Below are 20,834 nucleotides of genomic sequence, written 5' to 3' on the forward strand. Positions count from 1 at the left end.
CGCGCTTCCCCTCCTCTATAACAGCGGCGACAGCAGCCGGGCCGCCGACTCCGCCAGGCGAACCAGAAACTTCTTATTCATGAATTCATCCTTGTCGATCAGCTTGGTCGATAACAAATCCCGTTGGAAATCCTTGACCATATTCCCGATACTGTCGTCATGCACCAACAGCACGTTCACTTCAAAGTTCAAGTGAAAGCTTCGCATATCCATGTTCGCCGTTCCCACCGTAGCCACTTCCCCATCAATGATCAACAGCTTGGAATGAAGAAATCCCTTCTCATATTCATAAATTTTCACCCCTACCTCAAGCAATGCGGGAAAGTAGGAATGCGAAGCCAGGAAAGGAAGACGCTTATCCGGCTTGGCCGGGAACAGCAGACGGACATCGATGCCAGCCAGACCTGCCACCCGAAGCGCCGTCATAATATCCTCATCCGGGATGAAGTATGGTGTAGCCAGCCATACTGACTTTTTGGCCGAGGTGATCATGGCGAAGAAAATATTTTTGAGTGTACGACTTTCGTTATCGGGACCACTAGGTACGATCTGTACCGCTCCGCTACACCCTTGCTCCATCTCCGGCGACAAATAAGACGGATCCATAATTTTTTCACCAGTGACGTATTGCCAGTCTTGGAGAAATATGATTTGCAGTGAGCGAACCGCTTCACCCTTCACGAGCATATGCGTGTCCCGCCAAAATCCATAGGTCTTGCTCCGGCTCAGATACTCATCGCCTACGTTAAGCCCGCCGATAAAGCCGGTATTGCCATCGACCACTACAATTTTGCGGTGATTACGGTAATTCACCCGGCTTGATAAGGCCAGAAAGCGGACCTCGCCATAGATGCCAACCTTGACGCCAGCCTCCCTTAACTCATGAATGAACGCCTTAGGCAAACCAATGCTGCCCACAGCATCAAACATAAAGCGGACCTCTACCCCGGCACGGGCCTTCGCGATCAGCGTCTTCTGTATCTCCCGCCCGATATCGTCCGCACGATAGATGTAATACTCCATATGAATGTGGTGTTTGGCCTTCTTTAGCTCTCGCAGCAGTGTAGAGAATGTCTCTTCTCCATTGGTAAGCACCTGTGTACGAGTGGCCATAGTGAAGGGCGTCCGCGCCAACCTCTGCGACAGATGCAGCAATCGTTGTTGCCCCGGGCTGAATTGGGACAAATCGCGAGGCAATAATTTGCCGCCACGGTCAATCCGTTCATAGCTTAAGCGGTCTTGTTCGGCTTTTTTATCGAATTTCCGCCGACGGAAGTAATTTTGACCCAGCAGGAAGTAAAGAACAAGCCCAACCCCTGGCAACAGGGCTAATACCATAATCCAGGCAAGTGTGCTGGAAGGATTGCGGTTCTGCATAAATATAGCCAACCCGATGGTGATAACTGTAAGTGTCTGGAATATACTAAGCAGCGTCCCCCCAAATTTCCCGAAGACGCCAAATCCAAGGAAATAAAACGCAAATAGAACTAGGACAATGATTATGATTTGTAGTCCTCGTCGCATGGTTGTCTCCTTTGTATGAGTTTTCGCGAGAATAGCTTGTTTATATTCTACATGAACGTCTGCGTTCTTCCTAGCCAGATAGATGAAAATTTCTTTCCTGGACAATCGTGGCAATCCTATAGTGTTATAAAGGTATAGGTTATCCTGCTTTTTCATTACATAGCCCAAACGCAAAGAAGCTCCTCGTGCTGCATGAATCCAGCATGAGAAGCTCCAAAGTTGAGGGGGCTTGTTTAGTGCTCCGCTTCTTGTTGACTATTGCGCCAAGCACAAAGCGAGTTGAAATCCTCTGTCAGAAAAAGATCCATCAGTTCGGCTACTGCTTGATATAATGGACTATCTGTCGCCTGCAATAATTCCCGGGAGAACAGATGAGCCCATCTTAACAGATGAAGTCTCAGAAAGCTGATCTGTGAATCAGCCAGAGCAAGGCAGCTCTGTTGCAAATTAACCTTCGCCAGCATTCCCTCTGCCAGCACGGCCATAAACTCCAATTCCAGTGCGATATGATCATCGCGCTCTCCATTCAGCTTATTGAACACGATACCGTTGTCCATGTAATTTTTGCTCACTCGGGCGATGCAGGCAACGGCATTCTCTCCTTCTAGTCGGGAGCGATAAATGCTTTCACAAGCGGGCACAATCGCCTCATGCCCGGTGAACAGACGTGTATATTCTTCAGCTTCCTGATGACATACGCGGCGGAAGCTGTCTTCGTCAATACTCTCCAGGAACAACCTGAGCTTGCGCCAACCTTCGTCACCCTCAATTCTATGGTTCATTCCCAATCTGTGTCTCCACTGAGCGATCAAGGACATTCGCGGAGGACGGCTCAAGAAATCCATTAACACATGATACACCAATCCGCGAGTTTCCAGCCACCTAACCTGCTCCTGTGTGTAGACCAAAGGTTTGAACAGCATAGCCATCTGAATTCATCTCCTTAACTTGTTGCGCTTCCTTGCAGCCTCAGGGTTAAAAAAAGATGACTTCCTTAAGTTCTGCCGGAAATCATCTTGGATGCATATACCGACACATGATTAAGGGGGATCACGTATCGCTTAACTGCATTATAACCCTAAATGTAAGCGCTTTAATGTGATCTTTGTTACAATTTCTTCCTTATTTCATTGTATCGCTTAAGCGACTGACATATACTTGAACAGTATGTGTCAGTCTCGCGTATAACCCTGATCAAAACCTGTAAGGAAACGGACATTCACTCTCGCAAATCTATAAACAATGGAAATTAAATTAAAACTTGGTTTGTGCCCCTTTTCATCTGTGTGTTACATTGGGATTATAGTCACATGCCTACTTGTGACGAATCAGGACCGGGTAGAAAGGAATGGCGCGTTTGCAGGACACAAAACGACATTCGTCCTTTTCGTTGATGCCGCTAAGACTCCTTAACTTTTTCATATACGGCACTATGGTTATTTTTGCCGCCTTTTTTCAGCTTTATCTACAGGATATCGGTATGGACAAGCTGGAGATTGGCAGTTTGATGGCGATCGGCCCCTTTGTCTCGTTACTTGCCCATCCATTCTGGCGTCATTGGGGGGATCAACGGCACAATCCGCGTGCAGTATTGCTTGTGATGATGCTGGGTATGCTCCTGACGGGGCATCTCATGTTCAAGGCAACTACATTCACGATGCTTTATCTGACTATCCTCTTGCTATATTTCTTTCAGAGCCCTATTTTATCGCAAAGCAATACGCTGATATTGGGCTATACCGACAATACGGAACGAAAATTTGGCAGCTATCGCCTCTTTGGTTCGTTAGGCTGGACCATCTTTGCCTTGGCCGCCGGCCCGATCATCGATTCGGTAGGACATCACGGAATCTCCCTGCTGTTCAGCAGCACGCTTATGCTGGCTATCGGTTCAACACTGCTATTGCCTTCCATACGGCAAACGCTCCATACTCCCTGGTTCGGGAAGAAGGAGCTTGGCCAAGTGCTGCAATATAAATACTTTGTCGCTTTTGTGATCTTTGGCACGCTGGTAGCCATTCCGAACTTTATGAACAACATCTTCATGCCTCTATTCATTGTCGATCTGGGTGGTTCGCGCCTTGAGGTGGGAGGAGCCGTAGCTCTTTCCACAGCCTTTGAAATGCTGATATTCCTCCTGTTGAATCGATACTTGAAAAAGAAAATGACGATGCTAATGGCTTGTATTACCATCGTCAGCATCCTGTCGGCAGTGCGTTGGGACTTAATGTCGGAGGCCACTCGTCCAGGACAGATACTGCTTATTCAACTGCTGCACTCCGTCACATTTGCCGGGTTCTTCTATGTAGGCACCCGGTTGATCGGTTTGTTCCTGCCAAAGCCGCTGCGCTCAGCAGGACAGGCTGCCTATGCTTTTGCCGTAAGCGGCCTGGCTGGCATTTTTGCCAGTCTCTACGGTGGCTGGATGTTTCAGAACTTCGGGGCCGTCATCATGTATCGTTCGGGAGTTGCCTTAACCCTAATTGGAGCGCTTGGTCTAGCGTCTATGTGGTATCGCATCCGCCGCCATGGATATTCTCCGGTGATCCTCCAAGGGGAGCCGTAGGTCAATAAAAAAACAAACAGGGCCCTTCGTCCTACAAACTATCTGGTGTCCAGCATAGCTTGAAGGCGAAGGGCCCTTTACTTTTAAAGTTCAGCCCGGTTTATTTAGGCAATTGAAATGAACTCTTGAGCGATACAACCCGGTTAAACACCGGCCGTCCCGGTGCGGAATACTTGGTATCCACATTGAAATAGCCGTGGCGGAAAAATTGGAACTTATCCTGCGGCTGAGCATCCTTCATCCCCGGCTCTACAAAGCCTTGGGCAATGGTTAGTGAATTCGGATTAATCAGATCAAGGAATGTCTTCTCCTCTGCCGACTCCTTCTCCGGATCTGTAGATGCTGGATCAGGTTCATCCAGCAACCCTTCAGCGATACCATGCAAACCTTCTTCTGGCTCATCCAGCGTTACGCCCTCAACCTCTTCTTCCAGAATCAACGGCTCGAAGAGATGGAATTCTGCCGGCACCGCCTGGTTCGCCTCCACCCAATGAATCGTCCCCTTCACCTTACGTCCGGTAAAGCCACTACCGCTCTTGGTTTCCGGATCATAGGTGCAGTGGATTTCCACCACTTCGCCATGCTCATCCTTGATAACCTCATTGCATTTAATGAAATAAGCATGCTTCAAGCGCACTTCATTCCCAGGAAACAAGCGGAAATACTTGCTTGGCGGGTTCTCCATAAAGTCCTCCCGCTCGATATAAATCTCTCGTGAAAAAGGGATTTGCCGATGGCCCATCTCAGGATTCTCGCTATTGTTCTCAGCCTCCAGCATTTCCGTTTGGCCTTCCGGATAGTTGGTAATAACAACCTTCAACGGATCAAGCACCGCCATGGTGCGTGGCGCCTTCATCTTCAAATCCTCACGGATGAAATGCTCCAGCATTTTCACGTCGATATTGCCGTAAGCCTTGGAAATCCCGGTCTCATACACAAACGCTTTAATGGCCTCCGGCGTATAGCCACGACGACGCATTCCGGAAATGGTTGGCATACGTGGATCATCCCAGCCATCTACAACCTTCTCGTCCACCAGCTTTTTCAGCTTGCGTTTGCTGGTCACCGTTTGCGTCAGGTTAAGCCGTCCAAATTCATATTGATGGGAGACGTGCGGCATCTCGGTCTCGGCAATCGCCCAGTCGTAGAACGGACGCTGATCTTCAAACTCGGTGGAGCAAAGCGAGTGCGTCACACCCTCAATGGCATCCTCCAGCGGATGAGCGAAGGTATACATCGGATAAATACACCATTTGTCCCCGGTATTATGATGGGATGCATGTATGATCCGATAAATAACAGGGTCCCGCAGATTCATATTCGACGACGCCATATCAATCTTGGCGCGAAGCACCTTTTCCCCGTCCTTGAATTCTCCGGCGCGCATCCGCTCGAACAAGTCCAGGTTCTCTTCGACAGAACGATCGCGGCAAGGGCTATTCTTGCCCGGCTCGGTTAACGTTCCGCGCAGCTCGCGAATTTGCTCGGCACTCAAGTCATCTACATAAGCCTTGCCTTTCTTGATCAATACGGTAGCACGATGGTACATTTCCTCAAAATAATCGGAAGCGAAGCGAAGCTCGTCCCAATCGAAGCCCAGCCACTTGACATCCTCCTTGATGGAGTTAACGTATTCCACGTCCTCCTTGACTGGATTCGTATCATCAAAGCGCAGATGGGTCCGGCCGCCGAATTCATCGGCCAGCGCAAAGTTAATCCAGATGGCCTTGGCATGTCCCACATGCAGATAGCCGTTCGGCTCCGGTGGAAAGCGGGTTACGACGGTCTTAACCTTGCCGCTCTTCAAATCTTCCGAAATAATGTTCTTAATGAAATTGGGAGGAGTAAGTGTGTTCTCCACGGCTATCACCTTTCTATTCATAGAAGTCAAACCTGCGTACAATAAATATTGGTTTATGCTTCCCCGATTTTTCTTCTTCTAAATATACCGATATATTTCCAATAGTTCAATGCCTGGCTGCCTATACTCTCCGCCACATCAGGACATCGTCCACATATTGCCCCTGAATGAGAAATTCCTCAACTAATCGCCCTTGCTTCGTAAATCCACAGCTTTCATAAAAGGCAATCGCTCCGGGATTGCTGGACAACACGCGGAGTGACAGCTTGCTTACCCCCTGTGCTGCCGCCCATTCAACCAAGGCGTCCATCAGAAGACGGCCAATACCCTGTCGCTGGTAAGCCGGATGAATGGCGATGTTCAAATCAAGCACATGCCGATTGCTTGGCAGAGAGGTCGGGGTTTTGAAGCCGATATATCCGCAGATTTGTTCTCCCAGACAGGCCACAATCTGACTGCCCGGAGGACAGGACTTCAAATAGTGCTCGCGCGAATTCCATTGCAACGTTTCGGCAGGCGTATTGTTGCGGTCCCAAGTCAGCTTGTCGATGTCCATCAGCGCAGCCGCATCACGCATTTCTGACAGCCGCGTCGTGAATGTATGCCCCATACAAGGTCCCCCCTTCTAATCCTTTAACAGATATCCTTATGTTATCATATACCATAATCAGAAAGTCGAGCCGGCTGGCTGATGATCATCCCGGTTCATCACAGCATGAATCAGGAAGGACAGCGCAGAAAGCCCGGCAATGCCAACGGCGAGCCATGCCACCGGAAGCAGCCCGTTCCAGTCGAACAGGACCCCCATCGCGTATGGACCAACTACACGTCCTGCAGCCCCCATTCCGCCCACAACTCCTAGATAAAATGGCGCCGCCTTGCCCGTCCGGTCAGATACAAAGGCTGGAATAGCCGGAGAGATTAACATCTCTCCAAAGGTTGTCAGGATCATCCCCGCAATCATGCTGGGGTAGTTATGAAAACCAAGAATGATGGCGTAACCCATCATGTAGAATAAGGCACTAACCGTCATCTGCGCTTGAGCTGAGCCGGCAAACACCCGTTTTACCCACAAAATAAACGGTTGTCCCACAAAAATCAACACTCCGTTTAATGTCCATAATATACTATAATTCCATTCAGGCATCCCCTGCGAAATAGTAAACGGAGATACCCCATTATTCCAGATACAGTTACCAAGCCAGAGGAAAAACGAACCCACCCCCATAAACAGATAAACAGGGTAACGGCGCAGCAATGTCTTGACACTCTCACCCTCCACGGTATTTTTGCGTTTTTGCACATGCAGTTCGCCTTCATCTTTCTGAACCTTATTCAAATAAATCCAGAAGAAAGCAGCAAATGCCGCCGAGGTCAGACCGTTCAACACAAAGCTCAGATTATAGGAAATTTGCGCCAGAAATCCGCTCATGGCCGTCCCCAAAGCAACGCCAATATTGTTGGCAACATAGATAATGTTGAATAGCTCTCCCCGCCGTTCGGCAAAGCGAAAGCCGATAAATGCCTGAATGGCCGGCATCGAGGTGGCATTAAAGAAGCCCACCAGCAACATCAGCAGCATAAATAAATACCAATGGCCACTGCCATAGGGCAGAAGCAACAGAAACAGCGCATTGAAGCCAATACCGCCTACAATCAGACGTTTTACACCCAATCGGTGGTAGAGCGCACCTCCAAGCAATTGTCCGGCGATCCCGCCAACGGACATAACCAAAATAACTAGCCCGGCATCCGTAACCGTTCGACCGAGCACCTTGAATACAAACATCGTCACCAAAGGCCACATCAATGAGCCCCCGGCCGAGCTAATCAAGCTGGCAGCCAGAAAAATTTTGACTTCACGTGGATAGGATTGCAGCCATTTCATGTTATCCACTCCCTTCTGCAGCAACGTCAATATATAAACAGATTAGAATAGTATCGCTTAAAACAACTGAGCAGGCAAGTACATCCATCGCCGCATTGATGGGGCAAATTTTGCATTTCATACGGTCCAAAACGCATGTGACTGCGGTGCCATGACAATAGTTCCTATGTTGTAGAGGCATAACATGCTAAGGTAGATAGTAAATAACGAACTGGGATACTGGAGGTTGAAAGTTGGTATGGAATACATCGGAATTGTAGCCCTGCTGTTGGTTGTTGTGCTGTGGAATCGCTTATCCAATTTAGAAAACCAATTAAATACGCTGAAGGAGGAAATCAACTCGCTAAAGTGGCAGTCTGGTTCTACCACGAACGTAAATTCATATGCTCCCTCATCCATGGCCGCAGCTATTAACCCCGATTTGGAGCAAAAGCTTTATGCGCTTATTATGGAGAATCAAACCATCAGGGCCATCAAGGAGGTTAGAATAGCCACCGGTATGTCGCTAATCGATGCCAAAACCTATGTGCAAGACCTGGAACAGAAATATCGGCCACAGCGGTAGCCTGATCCTCTACAAGCTTCAAAAAGCTTGATTCATGAGAGAAACAGCGCAAGCTTCCCAGCCAAAATCGGCTGGAGAGCTTGCGCTGTTTTTGCCAAAAGCAAATTCGCTTGTACTGTGATCCAGACAGATATATTATTTGCTAACGGAGACCGAGTCCGTCGACTGTCCAGCAGCCGGCGCATGTCCTTTATCCTTCAAATAAGCAGCCCAATAGGCTCCCGCTACAAAGATTGCTCCGCCCGTCAGGTTGCCAAGCCATACAGGAACGAAATTGCGCAGGTAATCCCCCCAGGAATAGTAGCCCTCAAAGATGGCTGCCGGAATCAGGAACATATTAGCCACCACGTGCTGGAAGCCGATCGCTACGAAGGCCATCGTCGGGAACCAGATTCCCATGATTTTCCCGCTCATGTTATCAGCACCATAAGACAGCCATACGGCCAAAGCAACCAGCCAGTTGCATCCGATACCGGAAATAAAGGCTTGCAGGAAGCTATCATCCAGCTTATGCGCAACCATATCCACCAACTTTTCCAGGTAAGGTCCACTGGAGGTCAAGCCAACAATATGGCCGAAGAAATAAGCAACGAACAAAGCGCCCACGAAGTTACTCAGTGTAATGAGCACCAAGTTCTTGAACATCTCCAAGGTCGTAATCCGCTTCGCCATCCGGGCAAGGGGTACGGCCATCATATTGCCGGTCAGCAGCTCTCCCCCCGCCAGCAGAACAAGTACCAGCCCGATCGGGAACACCGCAGCCCCAACAAAGTTAGCTATACTGCCCCATTCTGCCGGGGTATTGCTGATGACACGAATATCAAGCAAAAAGCCGAGGGCGATAAAAGCTCCGCCCAGAAAGCCAAGAATCAGCACGGTCAGCAGCGGGTTATGCGCCTTCTTGATCCCGTTCTCTACGGTAACTTCAGCAATTTGCGCAGGTTTATAATACGCCATAATCCAAATCTCCTTTATCCATTTAAGTGTGTGTTCCTAAAGTCAGGTTTTCAGCACCGAAGTTTTACAGTCCAATCTATTGTAGCCCGCTCTTTTTTCTGAATAAGTAACATAAATCACAATCTCCGATGCAGAAAGGATTGGCAGAAAAAAAGCGCAGCCTCCATGAAGGAAGCTGCACGCTTACGCCGCTTGGGCGGCTGCTAGTCTCTTGACAATAACCTGGCGCTTGCTGCGAGTTGCCATTTCACTAAAAACCCAATCTATTAAGATGAAGCTGCGGCTGGTGGCATCTCCGGGCCGTCGTTCTTGCTCTTTCGCACTTTGCCCTCTGTAGCCGCACGGTACAGCTCGTAAGGAAGACATAGCGGCACACCGCTACGCGGGTCGGTTACGATATCTGCCTCAATTCCAAACACATCCCGCAGTACGGGAGAGGTGACGACCTCTTCCGGGCTTCCTGAAGCAACAGCCTGCCCTTGCTTGATAGCAATCATATAATGAGCATATCGGGCCGCATGGTTCAAATCATGCACCACCATCACGATGGTACGGGCCGAGTCGGCATTTAATTCTTCCAGCAGTTGCAGAACCTCCAACTGATGCGCCATATCCAGGAAAGTTGTCGGCTCATCCAGGAACAGAATATTCGTCTCCTGAGCCAACGCCATTGCGATCCAGGCCCGTTGCCGTTGGCCACCGGATAGCTGCTCCAGAGCACGGTCGCTAAATTCACCCATGCGGGTAGCTTCAATCGCCCATTCTACCACTTGGCGATCCTCCGCCTTCAAGCCCCCAAATCCCTTCTGATGAGGGAATCGGCCGTAAGACACCAGTTCATAGACGGTCAGCCCCTCGGGAGCCGTTGGGTTCTGCGGAAGAATTGCCAGTTGCTTGGCAACTTCCCTTGTTGACTGCTTATGAATGGATTTTCCATTCAGCAATACGCTGCCTGACTTGGGATTCAGAATCCGGGCCATCGTCTTCAGCACGGTTGACTTCCCCGAACCATTGGCCCCTACCAGTGCGGTAATTTTTCCTTGGGGAATCGAAATATTTAAATCCTTAACTATCAGGCGATCCTCGTAGGCAATATCTAAATGGGAAGTATTTAAGAAATTCATACCACTCTTCCTTTCCAGAATGCAGCTTTACAGCTCAATCATCGGCTCAAGGGTTATTTTTCATCTACAACTAAAGATACTGATAATCATTATCATCTGTCAACCGTTAATTTGCCAGGTTCAAAAGCTTGATGAAGTGAAACAAAAAAGAAAGGAAGGTGTCTGGTGTTTGCCAGGCCCTCCTTTCTTTCATAGACAGTTTATAATGGCCGCACATCCAAAGCAAATTAAGGCTGCCCGGATACCGGAACCGCATCATAATACTCTTCAAGCGTAATGCCGCGCTCGCTGATATCCGTAGAAATTTCCTTACCGACGTAGCGAAGATGCCATGGTTCATATTTGTAGCCGGTGATGCTCTCTTTGCCCTCAGGATAACGAATGATAAAGCCGTATTCTACAGCATGATCGGCAAGCCAGGCGGCTTCCTTTGTATCGCCGAAGCAGCTTTCCGCCGCACATTTGCCGTCGCTGCCCGAGACATCGATAGCTAGACCTGTCTCATGCTCACTATGGCCGGGAACAGCGCTATAAGTCTTGGCCACCTCTTCCCCATCCTTGGCCACATAGCGGTTAAACAATGCCGTCTGTGTCTTGTGGGAACGATAAGCGGATACACCGGCCAAATAAATACCTTCCTTCTCCGCTCCCGCAAACAGCTCCTCAAGCGCAGCAGCAGCTTCCTTGCGCAGCATACGCTTCTCGATCTTCTCCTTGAACGTAAAGCGCACATCCGGATAGACAAGATCCTGCGGCTCGTAATCCTCAGGCAATGCGAACTGCTTGTTGATCAACACCGCAATACTCTGTGGGTCGGCTGCCGCTGCCTGATCCGGACCTGCACTATTACCCTCTCCAGCACCATCCTGCCCCGGCTCTCCTTCTGGAGCACCGTCCAAATCCGTGGCCTGATTGCCCTCGCCGGTTCCCTTCTGATCAGATCCATCAGGCTCCTTGTCATCTCCCAGTGTTCCCTGATTCTCTCCGGATACGTTGGCCTCGTTCTCATCGGATGCCGGCGATAACTCGGCTTGCTTGTCGCCGCAACCAGCGATCCATATAACGGTAAGGAGCATAAGCACGATCACTGCCGCAAACGTACTCTTCTTCCTGCTATGCATTTCTCGTTCCTCCCTGATCGGCCCCCCCTATTCTTGGGTCAGGGGTTGACCGGTTCTTTGTTGCTCTGTACATCCATAGACGGATTTACCCGTCCGGATGTTGCATGGTCAAATGCGGGAGCGTATGCTCCGGCCCCTTCGCGTTGGCCCCAGACCAGCGCGGGCCCAAGGCTCACGCTCACGCAGGACCATGCTGCGCTGGGGCTATCTCCCCCGGCGCCCGCGCCCGCCGCCGTCATCGCGGCCACGGCGGTCTTGGCCTTGCGCGCGCGACGCGCCCCCGGCGGAGCCGCGCTGAGCGCGCGCATCCTCACCGCGGCGGCTGTTCCCGCCGCGGCCTCCCTTGGCCGGCGCTCCGGCAGAGCGGCCACGCCCTCCTGCGGCATCGCCACTGCGCCCGCCTTGACGCTTCGCGCCACCGCGCTGCTCATCGCGCCCGCTGCGGCGCGGCTTGCCCGCACCTGCACCGCCGTCTTCGCCCCGGCCAGTGCTGCCGCGCCGCTCGGCACCGTCGCCCGTGCCGGACTTCTCATATCGCTGGCGCTCCAGCTTGCGGCCGATGCCTCGCTCGATCAGACGCAGCTCCTCCACATCCTTCGGCGCTGCAAACGTCACCGCCACGCCGCTTTCTCCCGCGCGGCCCGTCCGCCCGATGCGGTGAATGTAGCTGTCCACATCGTGCGGAATATCGTAATTGAACACGTGGGTGACACCCTCCACGTCAATCCCGCGCGCCGCCACATCCGTGGCTACCAGCAGCTCCAGCTTCGCCTCGCGGAAGGCGCGCATCACTTGCTCGCGCTTCGCCTGCGATAAGTCGCCATGCAGCTCAGCGGACTGGAATCCCGCGCCCTGGAGCGCTTCGTTCAGCGTACTGGCCCGGCGCTTCGTCCGGCAAAAGATAACCGCCAGATATGGCCGCTCCTTGCGGATCATATCCAGCAACGCAGCCTGCTTCGTGCGATCCGTGCATTCCACCAGAATCTGGCGGATGCTGTCCAGCGTTACCCGTGTCGTCTCTGCTATGCGTATATCATGAGGCTTATTCATATACGCTCGCGCCAGCCGCTTTACATTGTCCGGCATCGTAGCGGAAAATAGCATCGTCTGCCGACTGCGGGGCACCAGAGAGATAATCTCCTCCACTTCCGTCAGGAAGCCCATATGCAGCATCAAATCCGCCTCATCAAGCACCAGCATACGGACCGAGCCAAGGGTCAGCGAGCCGCGCCGCAAGTGATCCAGCAGCCGTCCCGGCGTGCCGATAACCAATTGCGTTCCGTTTTTCAGCTTGCGGAGTTGGCGCTCCACATCCTGACCGCCATATGCAGCCAGAACGGATAGGCCTTCGCGGGCTTCGGCCAGCTTGCGAGCCTCTGCTGTAATCTGAATCGCCAGTTCACGGGTTGGCGTAATAATCAATGCCTGGGCATCCGTCCGGTCGGGACGAATCTTCTCCAGAATGGGCAGCAGAAAGGCAAGAGTCTTGCCTGTACCGGTCTGCGCCTGTACAATCACATCTTCACCGGACATGAGCACCGGAATCGATGCCGCCTGGACCGGAGTTGGCGTCGTAATGCCTTGCCCTTGCAGCTTACCCAATACGGCTGGCGAAAGACCCAGGTTCTCAAAAGTTGTCAACAAGTTCACCTCAACCTATCTCAATTCGTGTTTGTCCACTCAATTACTATATTTAAGGAAATGGCCTTCTTATTGTAACAGAACACCTCCAAGTTTCAAAAGAGGGAAGGATCCCACCCAGCAAACACTTACAATTAGATTCAACATTTTAGATTTTAAAGCGCACTTAGATTTTAAAGAGGGCTTAGATTTTAAAAGGGCTTTGTTTTTAGGAGGGCTTGGAGATTTGAAGGAGCTTAGGATGTTTTTCAGCCCCAGAGTACACCTCCTCAGCCTTACTTGCCTGACTGCCTTGACTTCCTGTTCAAAAAGTTAAGGCCACATCTCTCAAATCTGACTTCCGAGTGTTTTTGTTCAAAACGCTAAGCGTGGATAGGCCTTCGATATAAGCTTTCGATATAAGATAAGCTTTCGATATAGGATTCAATATAATATTTCGATATAGGCTGTTGGTATAAGCCTTTGAGGATGAGGATAGGCTTTTAAGGACAGGCCTTTTGAGAACAGGCCTTTTGAGGGCAGTAGTGGAGCGTATGTTTGGAACAGTAGAAGCCCTATTTAACAGGAAATCATCCAACTAAAATCCATTCATTTAACCATTAGAGGGAATTAGCGGGAATTCCTCCATATATTTTTGTCCAAAACACCAGAAATGAACCAAATACACTGATTTATATGGAGGTTTTCCACCTAAAATATGAAAAACAGCAAATTCTCACGAATTATCGGGAGGATTTCCCACTATTCTCACGAATTATCGAAACCATTCCAAATCCATAGATGAGTGGGAGGCTTTCTAGCTCTATTCCCACCCTTATGTGAAACTCCTACAAGGTTAGAACGCAAGGTTACGGCGCTAAGTTGGGCCGCCAGATTGGGACCGCTAGGTTCGGACGCCAGGTTGGGGCCGCCAGGTTCGGACGCTAGGTTCGGACGCCAGGTTGGGGCCGTCAGGTTCGGACGCTTAATGCGAATCCTTGTCCCGCAAGTAAGCAATTTCACTCGAGGCTCGCCCTATTTCTCCACCACGCCCTAGTCTGGCATACGCATGAGCGGCTGAGCATCCCCTGCATAATAACGGGCCAGTTCCACCATCATACTGCCCATGCGTTCCTCCTTGGGCGCAAGCACTCGCGGTACTCCTGCCTCATACAGGCCCATGGCCGTAATCCGGCCAACCGCTACAGGCAGCACCGGCCCCTCAAGCGCTGCCAGCAGTTCGTTCAGTTGCCCCTGCTTCTCGGCATGCTCCATGAGAAAGCGCACCTGCGGGGCACTGGTGAACGTGACCGCATCGACCTGTCCGCCAACAAGCTCCGACAGCAGCCTGGACAGTTGCTCATCCGAAGGAGCAATATGGCGGTAAGGCAATATCTGCCGGCACACCGCCCCTTGCTCCTCCAGCCAGGCGACCAGCCGCGGGGCAGGATCACCATGCAATTGCAGCAGAACCTCCATCCCTCGCAAGTGATGCCCGGATAAGCCGCGAATCAAACCTTCCGTACTGCCATCATCGTCGCGAACAATGGGATTCAGTTGCCGCTTCTTCAATGCATTGACAGTCTTATAACCCCGCGCAGCAATGGAGCAGGAATGCAAATGGTCCCAGAGCTGCCGGGCAACGCCCATATTCTCCGCCATGCCAAATATCGCTTCCAGCCCCATGCCTGTCGTAAAGATCGACCAGTCCGGTGGATGCTCGATCCAATGAACAAGCCCGCTGCGCAAATCATCATCATCCAGCAGCACCGTTCCCTGTGCAGGCCGGTACAGTGGAATACCTCCCATATTTTCCACCAGCTTGCCTAATTCCTCCGCCCGGCGCGGACCTGTGAGTGCAATTCTTTTTCCTTCCAGTCTCCGTGCCATATCGTGCCTCCTAATCAAGATATCTTCCGACTTGAATTATTGATTTGTAATCCGCTTATCCATCTATGATTATTGAACCCTGAATTTACTGGCCAATTCCTGCAAATCTGTGGCCATACGTGACAGGTCTGTGGAGGAAGCAGCTATTTCCTCAATCGAAGCAAGCTGCTGCTCGGCAGCGGCTGAAATGGTCTGTGTATTGCCAGCCGTTTCTTCCGATATCGAACGGATATCCTTGATCGACTCTGTTACTTTACCGGCTCCAGCAGCCAATTCAACAGCGGCTTGGGCCACGCCTTCCATCTTTACTGCGGCTCCGCGAACAGCCTTGCGGATACGAGAGAACGAGCGCCCGGAAGTGTCGACGGCCAAAATGCCATCATGAACGCCTTGCTTGGCTTGCTCCATCGAAGCGACAGCACGCTGCATCTCCGCCTGAATGCCTCCCACCAGATCGGCGATTTGATGAGCTGACTGCTCTGAGCCTTCGGCCAGCTTGCGTACTTCGGAAGCGACAACGGCAAAGCCCCGGCCCTCTTCCCCTGCTCTGGCTGCTTCAATGGAAGCATTCAGTGCGAGCAGATTAGTCTGCTGGGCAATACCTGTAATGACCTCAACAATATTGCCAATGTTGTCGGTGTGCTCGCCCAGCGTTTGAATGACCGAACCCAATTGGTCGACGGTCTGCTGAATATGCTCGATCTTCTCCACCACACTAAGCACCGAGCTATTGCCCTCTTCAGCTACCCCTGTCGTTTGCTCCATCGTCTCCGTTACTGCCTGAATTTGCTCTGAAATTGTCATGACCTGACGAGACATGTCTTCCACACCATCAGCACCGTTCTCCACCTGCTGCAACTGCTGGTCGCTGCCGGTAGCCATCTCCTGAATTGCCACCGTCACATGTTCAATCGCTTTCGTGGTTTGTTCCGCCCCGGCAGAGAGTTGCCCCGCCGATAGCGTAACTTGATTTGTTGTATTCTGAACGCTTGTGATCATATCATGGAGGTTGTCCACCATCCGCTGAACCTGATTGGCCAACATTCCGATCTCATCTCTGCGCTGTAAATAATCCACCCGTTTCGTCAAATCGCCTTCACTGATTTTCTTTGTCGTTTCGCCTAACCGATCCAGCGGCACAACCACCAACCAAATATTCACCGCTGCCGCCACGACGGCAAGTACAATGGATATTCCGGCAATCAGGAACCACGTTCCCCCCACTCCGCCATTCAACAGCCAATCCAAGATGCATGGAATAAGAGCCGCAATAACCGTTGTTGATAACAGAGACAACCGTATGCGCTTTTTCATCGTCTTCTAATCCCTTCTCTTTTAGAGGTTGTTCAAAAAGTCGTCTTCCCAGGACGAAGCTGTTCGAGGAGTAGATTCAACATCGAATCTTGAATTCAGCCGGGACTAGCCTATGCTTACGCAGTATGTTTCCTTCAGAAACATTTCAGTTGCTCGCATACCCCTGCTTCCGAAGTCGTTTTCTGCGAAAACGTGTAGCTCCGTTTCTTACGTCCCTGGCTTCATCGGGGCTCAAGCGTTTTGAAAAAACGCACATCGGAAGCCTAAGCTTCGGTCCTGTAAACCCCACTTTTTGAACTCGCTCTATTTAGAAATATTTAGTAGGCCTATCCTCCTAATTATACTCACTCCTTCCCCGGTTTGAAATAAGAAAAACAGCCGCTCTCCCTAAGGAAAAGCAGCTGGAAACATATAGCCGGTCTAATCTTCGATAGTCAATCGGCGAGTCGATAGCCAACGCCCCGAACTGTAGTGATGTACATAGGACGTGCCGCATTATCCCCCAGCTTCTTGCGCAGGCTCTTGATGTGCACATCAACCACGTTGCTTCCACCAAGGAAGGAAGTGCCCCACACCTCTGCGAGCAGCTCCTCCCGCGACAGGACGGCTCCCTCTTGCTCCAGCAACTTCACCAGAAGCTCATATTCCGTCTTCGTAAGCTCAATTCGGGCCCCGTTCCGATAGACAGACATCTTCTTGCGGTCTACCCACAAGTCCTTATAGATTGCGGGAGAGGTACCGGGCAGAAGCTGAGAAGCTACAGGCCGTGGATGGGCTCCATGTGCCCGTATAATACGCTGGACATGGTACACCGCTTCCTTGGGACGAGCAGGCCAGACCAGCAGCTCATGATTCGTTAATCCTTGGCCGCCCAAGGAGGACAACATCTTCTCGTGAACGAGCAACAACGAAGGGATGCCACCCGTCTCTTGCTCTGTTAAAGACGCCAGTGTTTCAATCTCTTCCCCCTCCCGGAAGGAGGTCACGTCAAAGATCAATAGATCGGCGTGCAGCGAGTTGCGAAGGCCTTGCTCCCAGTGGTGGAACACCAATACATCAAAGCATTCCTCCGACAGGTCCCGCACCAGTTCATGAACATCCCGTGGGAACGGGCTGATCAGTATCACCCGCTGGGTAATCGGACAGGCTACTCTTGCTTCTGTCTGCTCTTCCGCTAGGAAGCCTATCTCTGTAGCGGGGGAAATCCCGCGAGCTTCGGCCACATTAACCAAGTTGCGCGATGTCATCTCTTCTGTTGACATGCCGGGCACACCCCCCCGAATACGACATGGGCATGATGCACCTCATACCCGGTCTCTTTAGCAACGGTACTGTTCCACTCCGGCGGCAAGCCGCTCATCACTTCATCCACGCGTCCGCATACCTCACACAGGATATGCTGATGATCATCCATCTTCGCATCATAACGGCTGGCGGCTTCCCCCAGCTTGAGTTCACGGATCATCTCCTTATCCGTTAAATAGCGCAGGGAGTTATACACGGTCCCATAGGCAAAATTATAACCCTTCTCCACCAAACGGTTCATAACCTCCGCAGCAGTCGGATGGTCGTTGGCATGGCGGACTACGTCGTATACAGCTTGACGCTGGGTTGTGAGATTTAATGACTTCATATATGATCAGATCCTTATTTTTATTTTTAGAATTAGTATAAGTCTTATTTTAGAGTAAGTCAACGGAACAACCTGAACAGACACATGCGGAGCTGCCCTTTGATTTCCACTACCTTGTATTGATCAGTAGTGTGTGATATGGTGTAAATACGGTATTAATCATTATTCAGTACCTCGGATACATGAGGTGTATAACGCCAGGTGATATTTATAAATAGGATGGGGGCGGAGCAACCTTGGACATCAACATCCAGTTTAAGAAGGGCGCCTTGGAGCTTTGCGTCCTGGTACTGATTCGCCAGCACGACCGCTATGGTTATGAACTGGCGCAATCCGTTTCAAAGCATATTGAAGTCGCCGAAGGCGCATTATACCCATTGCTTCGCAGACTGGTGGCCGAAGGCTATTGCACTACTTATTTACAAGAATCTACGGGGGGTCCTCCTCGCAAGTATTACAAGCTTACATCTGCAGGTGAAGCCCATACCCGGAAATTGGTGGTGGAGTGGAGACAGTTCGTACACAACGTATCAACCTTAATTGAGAAAGGAAGCACGATATGAATAGAAGTGAGTTTTTAGCACTCCTCAAAATCCACTTATCCCCCCTTCCGCCAGAAGAACAGCATGAGCTACTGGAGGATTATGAATCCCATTTTGCCTTTGGGCTTCAGAGCGGCAGATCAGAGGAAGACATTGTTGCCGAGTTGGGCGATCCGGCCGAGTTAGCCAAGGAAGCACTTGGTAACCGATATGTACCGAAGGAACCTGTATATTGGTATGGCGGACCCAATTATGCCAGTGAGCAGCAAGGATTCAGCGATCGGGAAAAATCGGCGAGAACCAAGCCAGCGGCCCGGAGGAATGCCTTTACTCAAGTGCTCATCTATATAGGGCTGTTCTTCTTGAACATCGCAGGATTCCCCTTGTTGTTAACCCTTTGGTGCCTGATGGTAAGCCTTGCACTCGCTTCAATGAGCTTCATGCTGAGCCCGCTTCTCGTCGGTCTGGAATACGCCGTGCATGACAACTTTCATTTGGGCAAGCTTTTTGCCTCGATAACATTGGCAGGCTTAGGGATTCTTGTATTCCTTCCTGCCCGGGTGATGATCCGGAAAACGCTAGCCTTTAGCGTTTCCTATTTCAGATGGAATAAGCGTTGGGCGAAAGGAGGGGTTGGCCATGAACAGCCATAAAAAATGGTTATTATTCGGTCTGGGGCTCATTCTCGTCGGCTTCGCAGGAATGGTCTGGCAAAAATTTGATTTTGGCGATTCTCTGCCCTCCCACCAACAAAGGTGGACCTTTGAAGAGGGACAACTAAAGAACCTGGCTATCGACAGCACTTATAGTACAGACATAGAGTTTGTTGATAGCCCGGACGGGACCAGCTATGTCGAAATTAGCGGCAATATGGATCCAGAGGTGATCAATCACTTGATCGACACGAATTCATCGGGCGATGCCCTGCAGCTCTCGTTGCAACATTCGCCAAAATGGAGCTTTTTCAGCATGAATTTCCAATCCACACGGCAACGAATTACCGTAGCACTTGCAAGCTCAGATTCACTCCAGAATATCAGCTATTCAGCAAGCTCGGCTAATGGAGAGTTCCGAAATTTGCGGGCGGACAACATCACTTTATCTACCGCTAGCGGCAATCTGAAGGCGGAGTCCATCACCGCTCATCGCTTGCAATTGGCAACTGAGGGCGGCAATATCGCGGCCAAGCAGATCGAGGGAGATACGGATATCAAAGTGGATTCCGGCCGCATCCAGGTGGATGCTCTGCAAGGGACCCTCACGGCCGAGACGCAGGAGGGCAATATGTCTGTCCGGAATACAACGGGCATGATCCAGGCTACTACCCTCTCTGGAAGGATTGAATTGGACCACTATACCGGCAATGGCGTCTTAGCAACCACTAGCGGGGATATCAGGCTCAAAAATCAACGTTCGGATAATCTGGATATCTCCACTGAATCTGGTGAGATTCGGTTGTCACCGGATGCAGCCTTCAAGGGTTGGTATGACTTGCAGACCAGTGCGGGCAAGATTACTGCACCCGAGTCATTGCGACAGACCGAAGATATCATCAAGGCCCGATCCTTTTCCGGTGATATTCGGATCAAATAATATTCTGGTAACGAAAACAAGCGAGAGCTTGGGAGTTGCAACCTCACTCCCATCTCTCGCTTGTTTGTTCATTGCACTTCTAGGCTTTAAGTGATCCCTCCAGCTTATCAGCCACTGCTTGCCGGTATGCCAGCAACGAATTGTCGATAACTCGTTCCAGCATCCCCGGATCGATATCCGGAATCAAGGTTCGTGCATAATTCCAGGCATTCTCTTCGATCCGCAAAGCCGTCTCGCTGCGTTCTCGTTCGCTCTCGCAGGCATCCAGCCGCTCGCATAACGCCGGGAGCTCAGGGTCTCTGGCATGCCCCAGCTCATGGGCAAACACGATAGCAAAGAACGTTCTCCATCCTTGGACGGAACCAAATAACAATCGACATTGTTTCCTGACTTCCCCAAGGTACATCGTCACGGAACGATCCCCCATGCTATACTTGCCACCAATCATGCGTGGGCCGGGATAACGGTTATGCAAGCGAACTACAACCTCGGCGTCCGAGCGGTTGAGCAGCTCACGGATAATTTGCCGTGCTTTCCTTCTGTTCACGTAAATCTCCTTGCTTTGAGTAGAATACGAGGCTTCCACGTCATTTCCTCTGTCATTTATTATAGATTAGCAGCGCTGAAAGCAAAAGC

19 protein-coding genes are annotated in these 20,834 nt (G+C 50.8%); 5 read left to right on the top strand and 14 right to left on the bottom strand.

What is annotated here, in order from left to right; translation table 11 throughout:
- Nucleotides 1–15: 15 nt before the first annotated feature.
- Nucleotides 16–1,524, bottom strand: coding sequence for a cardiolipin synthase (gene cls, locus C557_RS0101585; protein WP_018750061.1), 1,509 nt, complete (start codon nucleotides 1,522–1,524; stop codon nucleotides 16–18).
- A gap of 233 nt (nucleotides 1,525–1,757) precedes the next feature.
- On the bottom strand, nucleotides 1,758–2,453 hold the full coding sequence (locus tag C557_RS0101590; protein ID WP_018750062.1) for a TorD/DmsD family molecular chaperone: 696 nt from the start codon (nucleotides 2,451–2,453) through the stop codon (nucleotides 1,758–1,760).
- A 419-nt stretch (nucleotides 2,454–2,872) separates the two neighbouring features.
- Here C557_RS0101590 and C557_RS0101595 point away from each other — a divergent pair, with 419 nt between their 5' ends.
- On the top strand, nucleotides 2,873–4,090 hold the full coding sequence (locus tag C557_RS0101595; protein WP_040676283.1) for an MFS transporter: 1,218 nt from the start codon (nucleotides 2,873–2,875) through the stop codon (nucleotides 4,088–4,090).
- Nucleotides 4,091–4,190: 100 nt separating this feature from the next.
- On the opposite strand, the gene C557_RS0101600 is transcribed toward C557_RS0101595, so the two are convergent.
- The 3 genes from C557_RS0101600 to C557_RS0101610 all read right to left on the bottom strand — a co-directional run bounded on the left by C557_RS0101600 (nucleotide 4,191) and on the right by C557_RS0101610 (nucleotide 7,839).
- Complete coding sequence (locus tag C557_RS0101600; RefSeq protein WP_051082392.1) at nucleotides 4,191–5,972, bottom strand: glutamine--tRNA ligase/YqeY domain fusion protein; 1,782 nt, start codon at nucleotides 5,970–5,972, stop codon at nucleotides 4,191–4,193.
- 100 nt (nucleotides 5,973–6,072) lie between these two features.
- Nucleotides 6,073–6,561 (bottom strand): GNAT family N-acetyltransferase, encoded by a 489-nt coding sequence (locus C557_RS0101605; RefSeq protein ID WP_018750065.1) that lies wholly within the window; start codon nucleotides 6,559–6,561, stop codon nucleotides 6,073–6,075.
- Between the two features lie 57 nt (nucleotides 6,562–6,618).
- Entirely contained in the window at nucleotides 6,619–7,839 is a 1,221-nt protein-coding gene (locus tag C557_RS0101610) for an MFS transporter (protein ID WP_018750066.1), read from the bottom strand.
- 238 nt (nucleotides 7,840–8,077) lie between these two features.
- Here C557_RS0101610 and C557_RS0101615 point away from each other — a divergent pair, with 238 nt between their 5' ends.
- Nucleotides 8,078–8,404 carry a hypothetical protein gene (locus tag C557_RS0101615; protein WP_018750067.1) on the top strand — a complete coding sequence of 109 codons (327 nt, stop codon included), beginning with the start codon at nucleotides 8,078–8,080 and terminating at the stop codon, nucleotides 8,402–8,404.
- Nucleotides 8,405–8,539: 135 nt separating this feature from the next.
- On the opposite strand, the gene C557_RS0101620 is transcribed toward C557_RS0101615, so the two are convergent.
- The 8 genes from C557_RS0101620 to C557_RS0101655 form a co-directional block, all read right to left on the bottom strand.
- The gene (locus tag C557_RS0101620; RefSeq protein ID WP_018750068.1) at nucleotides 8,540–9,361 is read right to left on the bottom strand and encodes a formate/nitrite transporter family protein; all 822 of its coding nucleotides are present in this window, start codon (nucleotides 9,359–9,361) and stop codon (nucleotides 8,540–8,542) included.
- Between the two features lie 266 nt (nucleotides 9,362–9,627).
- On the bottom strand, nucleotides 9,628–10,485 hold the full coding sequence (locus C557_RS0101625; protein WP_018750069.1) for an ABC transporter ATP-binding protein: 858 nt from the start codon (nucleotides 10,483–10,485) through the stop codon (nucleotides 9,628–9,630).
- Nucleotides 10,486–10,712: 227 nt separating this feature from the next.
- Nucleotides 10,713–11,606: a M15 family metallopeptidase gene (locus C557_RS0101630; protein WP_018750070.1), complete on the bottom strand. Its 894-nt coding sequence runs from the start codon at nucleotides 11,604–11,606 to the stop codon at nucleotides 10,713–10,715.
- Between the two features lie 204 nt (nucleotides 11,607–11,810).
- Complete coding sequence (locus C557_RS0101635) at nucleotides 11,811–13,247, bottom strand: DEAD/DEAH box helicase (RefSeq protein WP_018750071.1); 1,437 nt, start codon at nucleotides 13,245–13,247, stop codon at nucleotides 11,811–11,813.
- Nucleotides 13,248–14,279: 1,032 nt separating this feature from the next.
- The gene (locus C557_RS0101640; protein ID WP_018750072.1) at nucleotides 14,280–15,116 is read right to left on the bottom strand and encodes a uroporphyrinogen-III synthase; all 837 of its coding nucleotides are present in this window, start codon (nucleotides 15,114–15,116) and stop codon (nucleotides 14,280–14,282) included.
- A gap of 69 nt (nucleotides 15,117–15,185) precedes the next feature.
- Complete coding sequence (locus C557_RS0101645) at nucleotides 15,186–16,430, bottom strand: methyl-accepting chemotaxis protein (protein WP_018750073.1); 1,245 nt, start codon at nucleotides 16,428–16,430, stop codon at nucleotides 15,186–15,188.
- 434 nt (nucleotides 16,431–16,864) lie between these two features.
- Nucleotides 16,865–17,692 carry a winged helix-turn-helix transcriptional regulator gene (locus tag C557_RS0101650; protein WP_018750074.1) on the bottom strand — a complete coding sequence of 276 codons (828 nt, stop codon included), beginning with the start codon at nucleotides 17,690–17,692 and terminating at the stop codon, nucleotides 16,865–16,867.
- Nucleotides 17,674–18,063 (bottom strand): Fur family transcriptional regulator, encoded by a 390-nt coding sequence (locus C557_RS0101655; RefSeq protein ID WP_018750075.1) that lies wholly within the window; start codon nucleotides 18,061–18,063, stop codon nucleotides 17,674–17,676. The genes C557_RS0101650 and C557_RS0101655 overlap by 19 nt, the downstream gene beginning before the upstream one ends.
- Before the next feature lie 236 nt (nucleotides 18,064–18,299).
- Here C557_RS0101655 and C557_RS0101660 point away from each other — a divergent pair, with 236 nt between their 5' ends.
- From C557_RS0101660 to C557_RS0101670, 3 genes are read left to right on the top strand one after another with little or no spacing between them, the layout of a single operon-like run.
- Nucleotides 18,300–18,626, top strand: a complete 327-nt coding sequence (locus C557_RS0101660; RefSeq protein WP_018750076.1) for a PadR family transcriptional regulator — start codon at nucleotides 18,300–18,302, stop codon at nucleotides 18,624–18,626.
- Nucleotides 18,623–19,258, top strand: a complete 636-nt coding sequence (locus C557_RS0101665; protein ID WP_018750077.1) for a DUF1700 domain-containing protein — start codon at nucleotides 18,623–18,625, stop codon at nucleotides 19,256–19,258. Before C557_RS0101660 ends, C557_RS0101665 begins: the two co-directional genes overlap by 4 nt.
- Complete coding sequence (locus tag C557_RS0101670) at nucleotides 19,245–20,198, top strand: DUF4097 family beta strand repeat-containing protein (protein ID WP_018750078.1); 954 nt, start codon at nucleotides 19,245–19,247, stop codon at nucleotides 20,196–20,198. The genes C557_RS0101665 and C557_RS0101670 overlap by 14 nt, the downstream gene beginning before the upstream one ends.
- Nucleotides 20,199–20,277: 79 nt before the next feature.
- On the opposite strand, the gene C557_RS0101675 is transcribed toward C557_RS0101670, so the two are convergent.
- On the bottom strand, nucleotides 20,278–20,745 hold the full coding sequence (locus C557_RS0101675; RefSeq protein ID WP_026263235.1) for a hypothetical protein: 468 nt from the start codon (nucleotides 20,743–20,745) through the stop codon (nucleotides 20,278–20,280).
- Nucleotides 20,746–20,834 lie beyond the last annotated feature (89 nt).

Origin of the sequence: Paenibacillus sanguinis 2301083 = DSM 16941 (assembly GCF_000374825.1) — a bacterium.
Taxonomy (GTDB): domain Bacteria; phylum Bacillota; class Bacilli; order Paenibacillales; family Paenibacillaceae; genus Fontibacillus; species Fontibacillus sanguinis.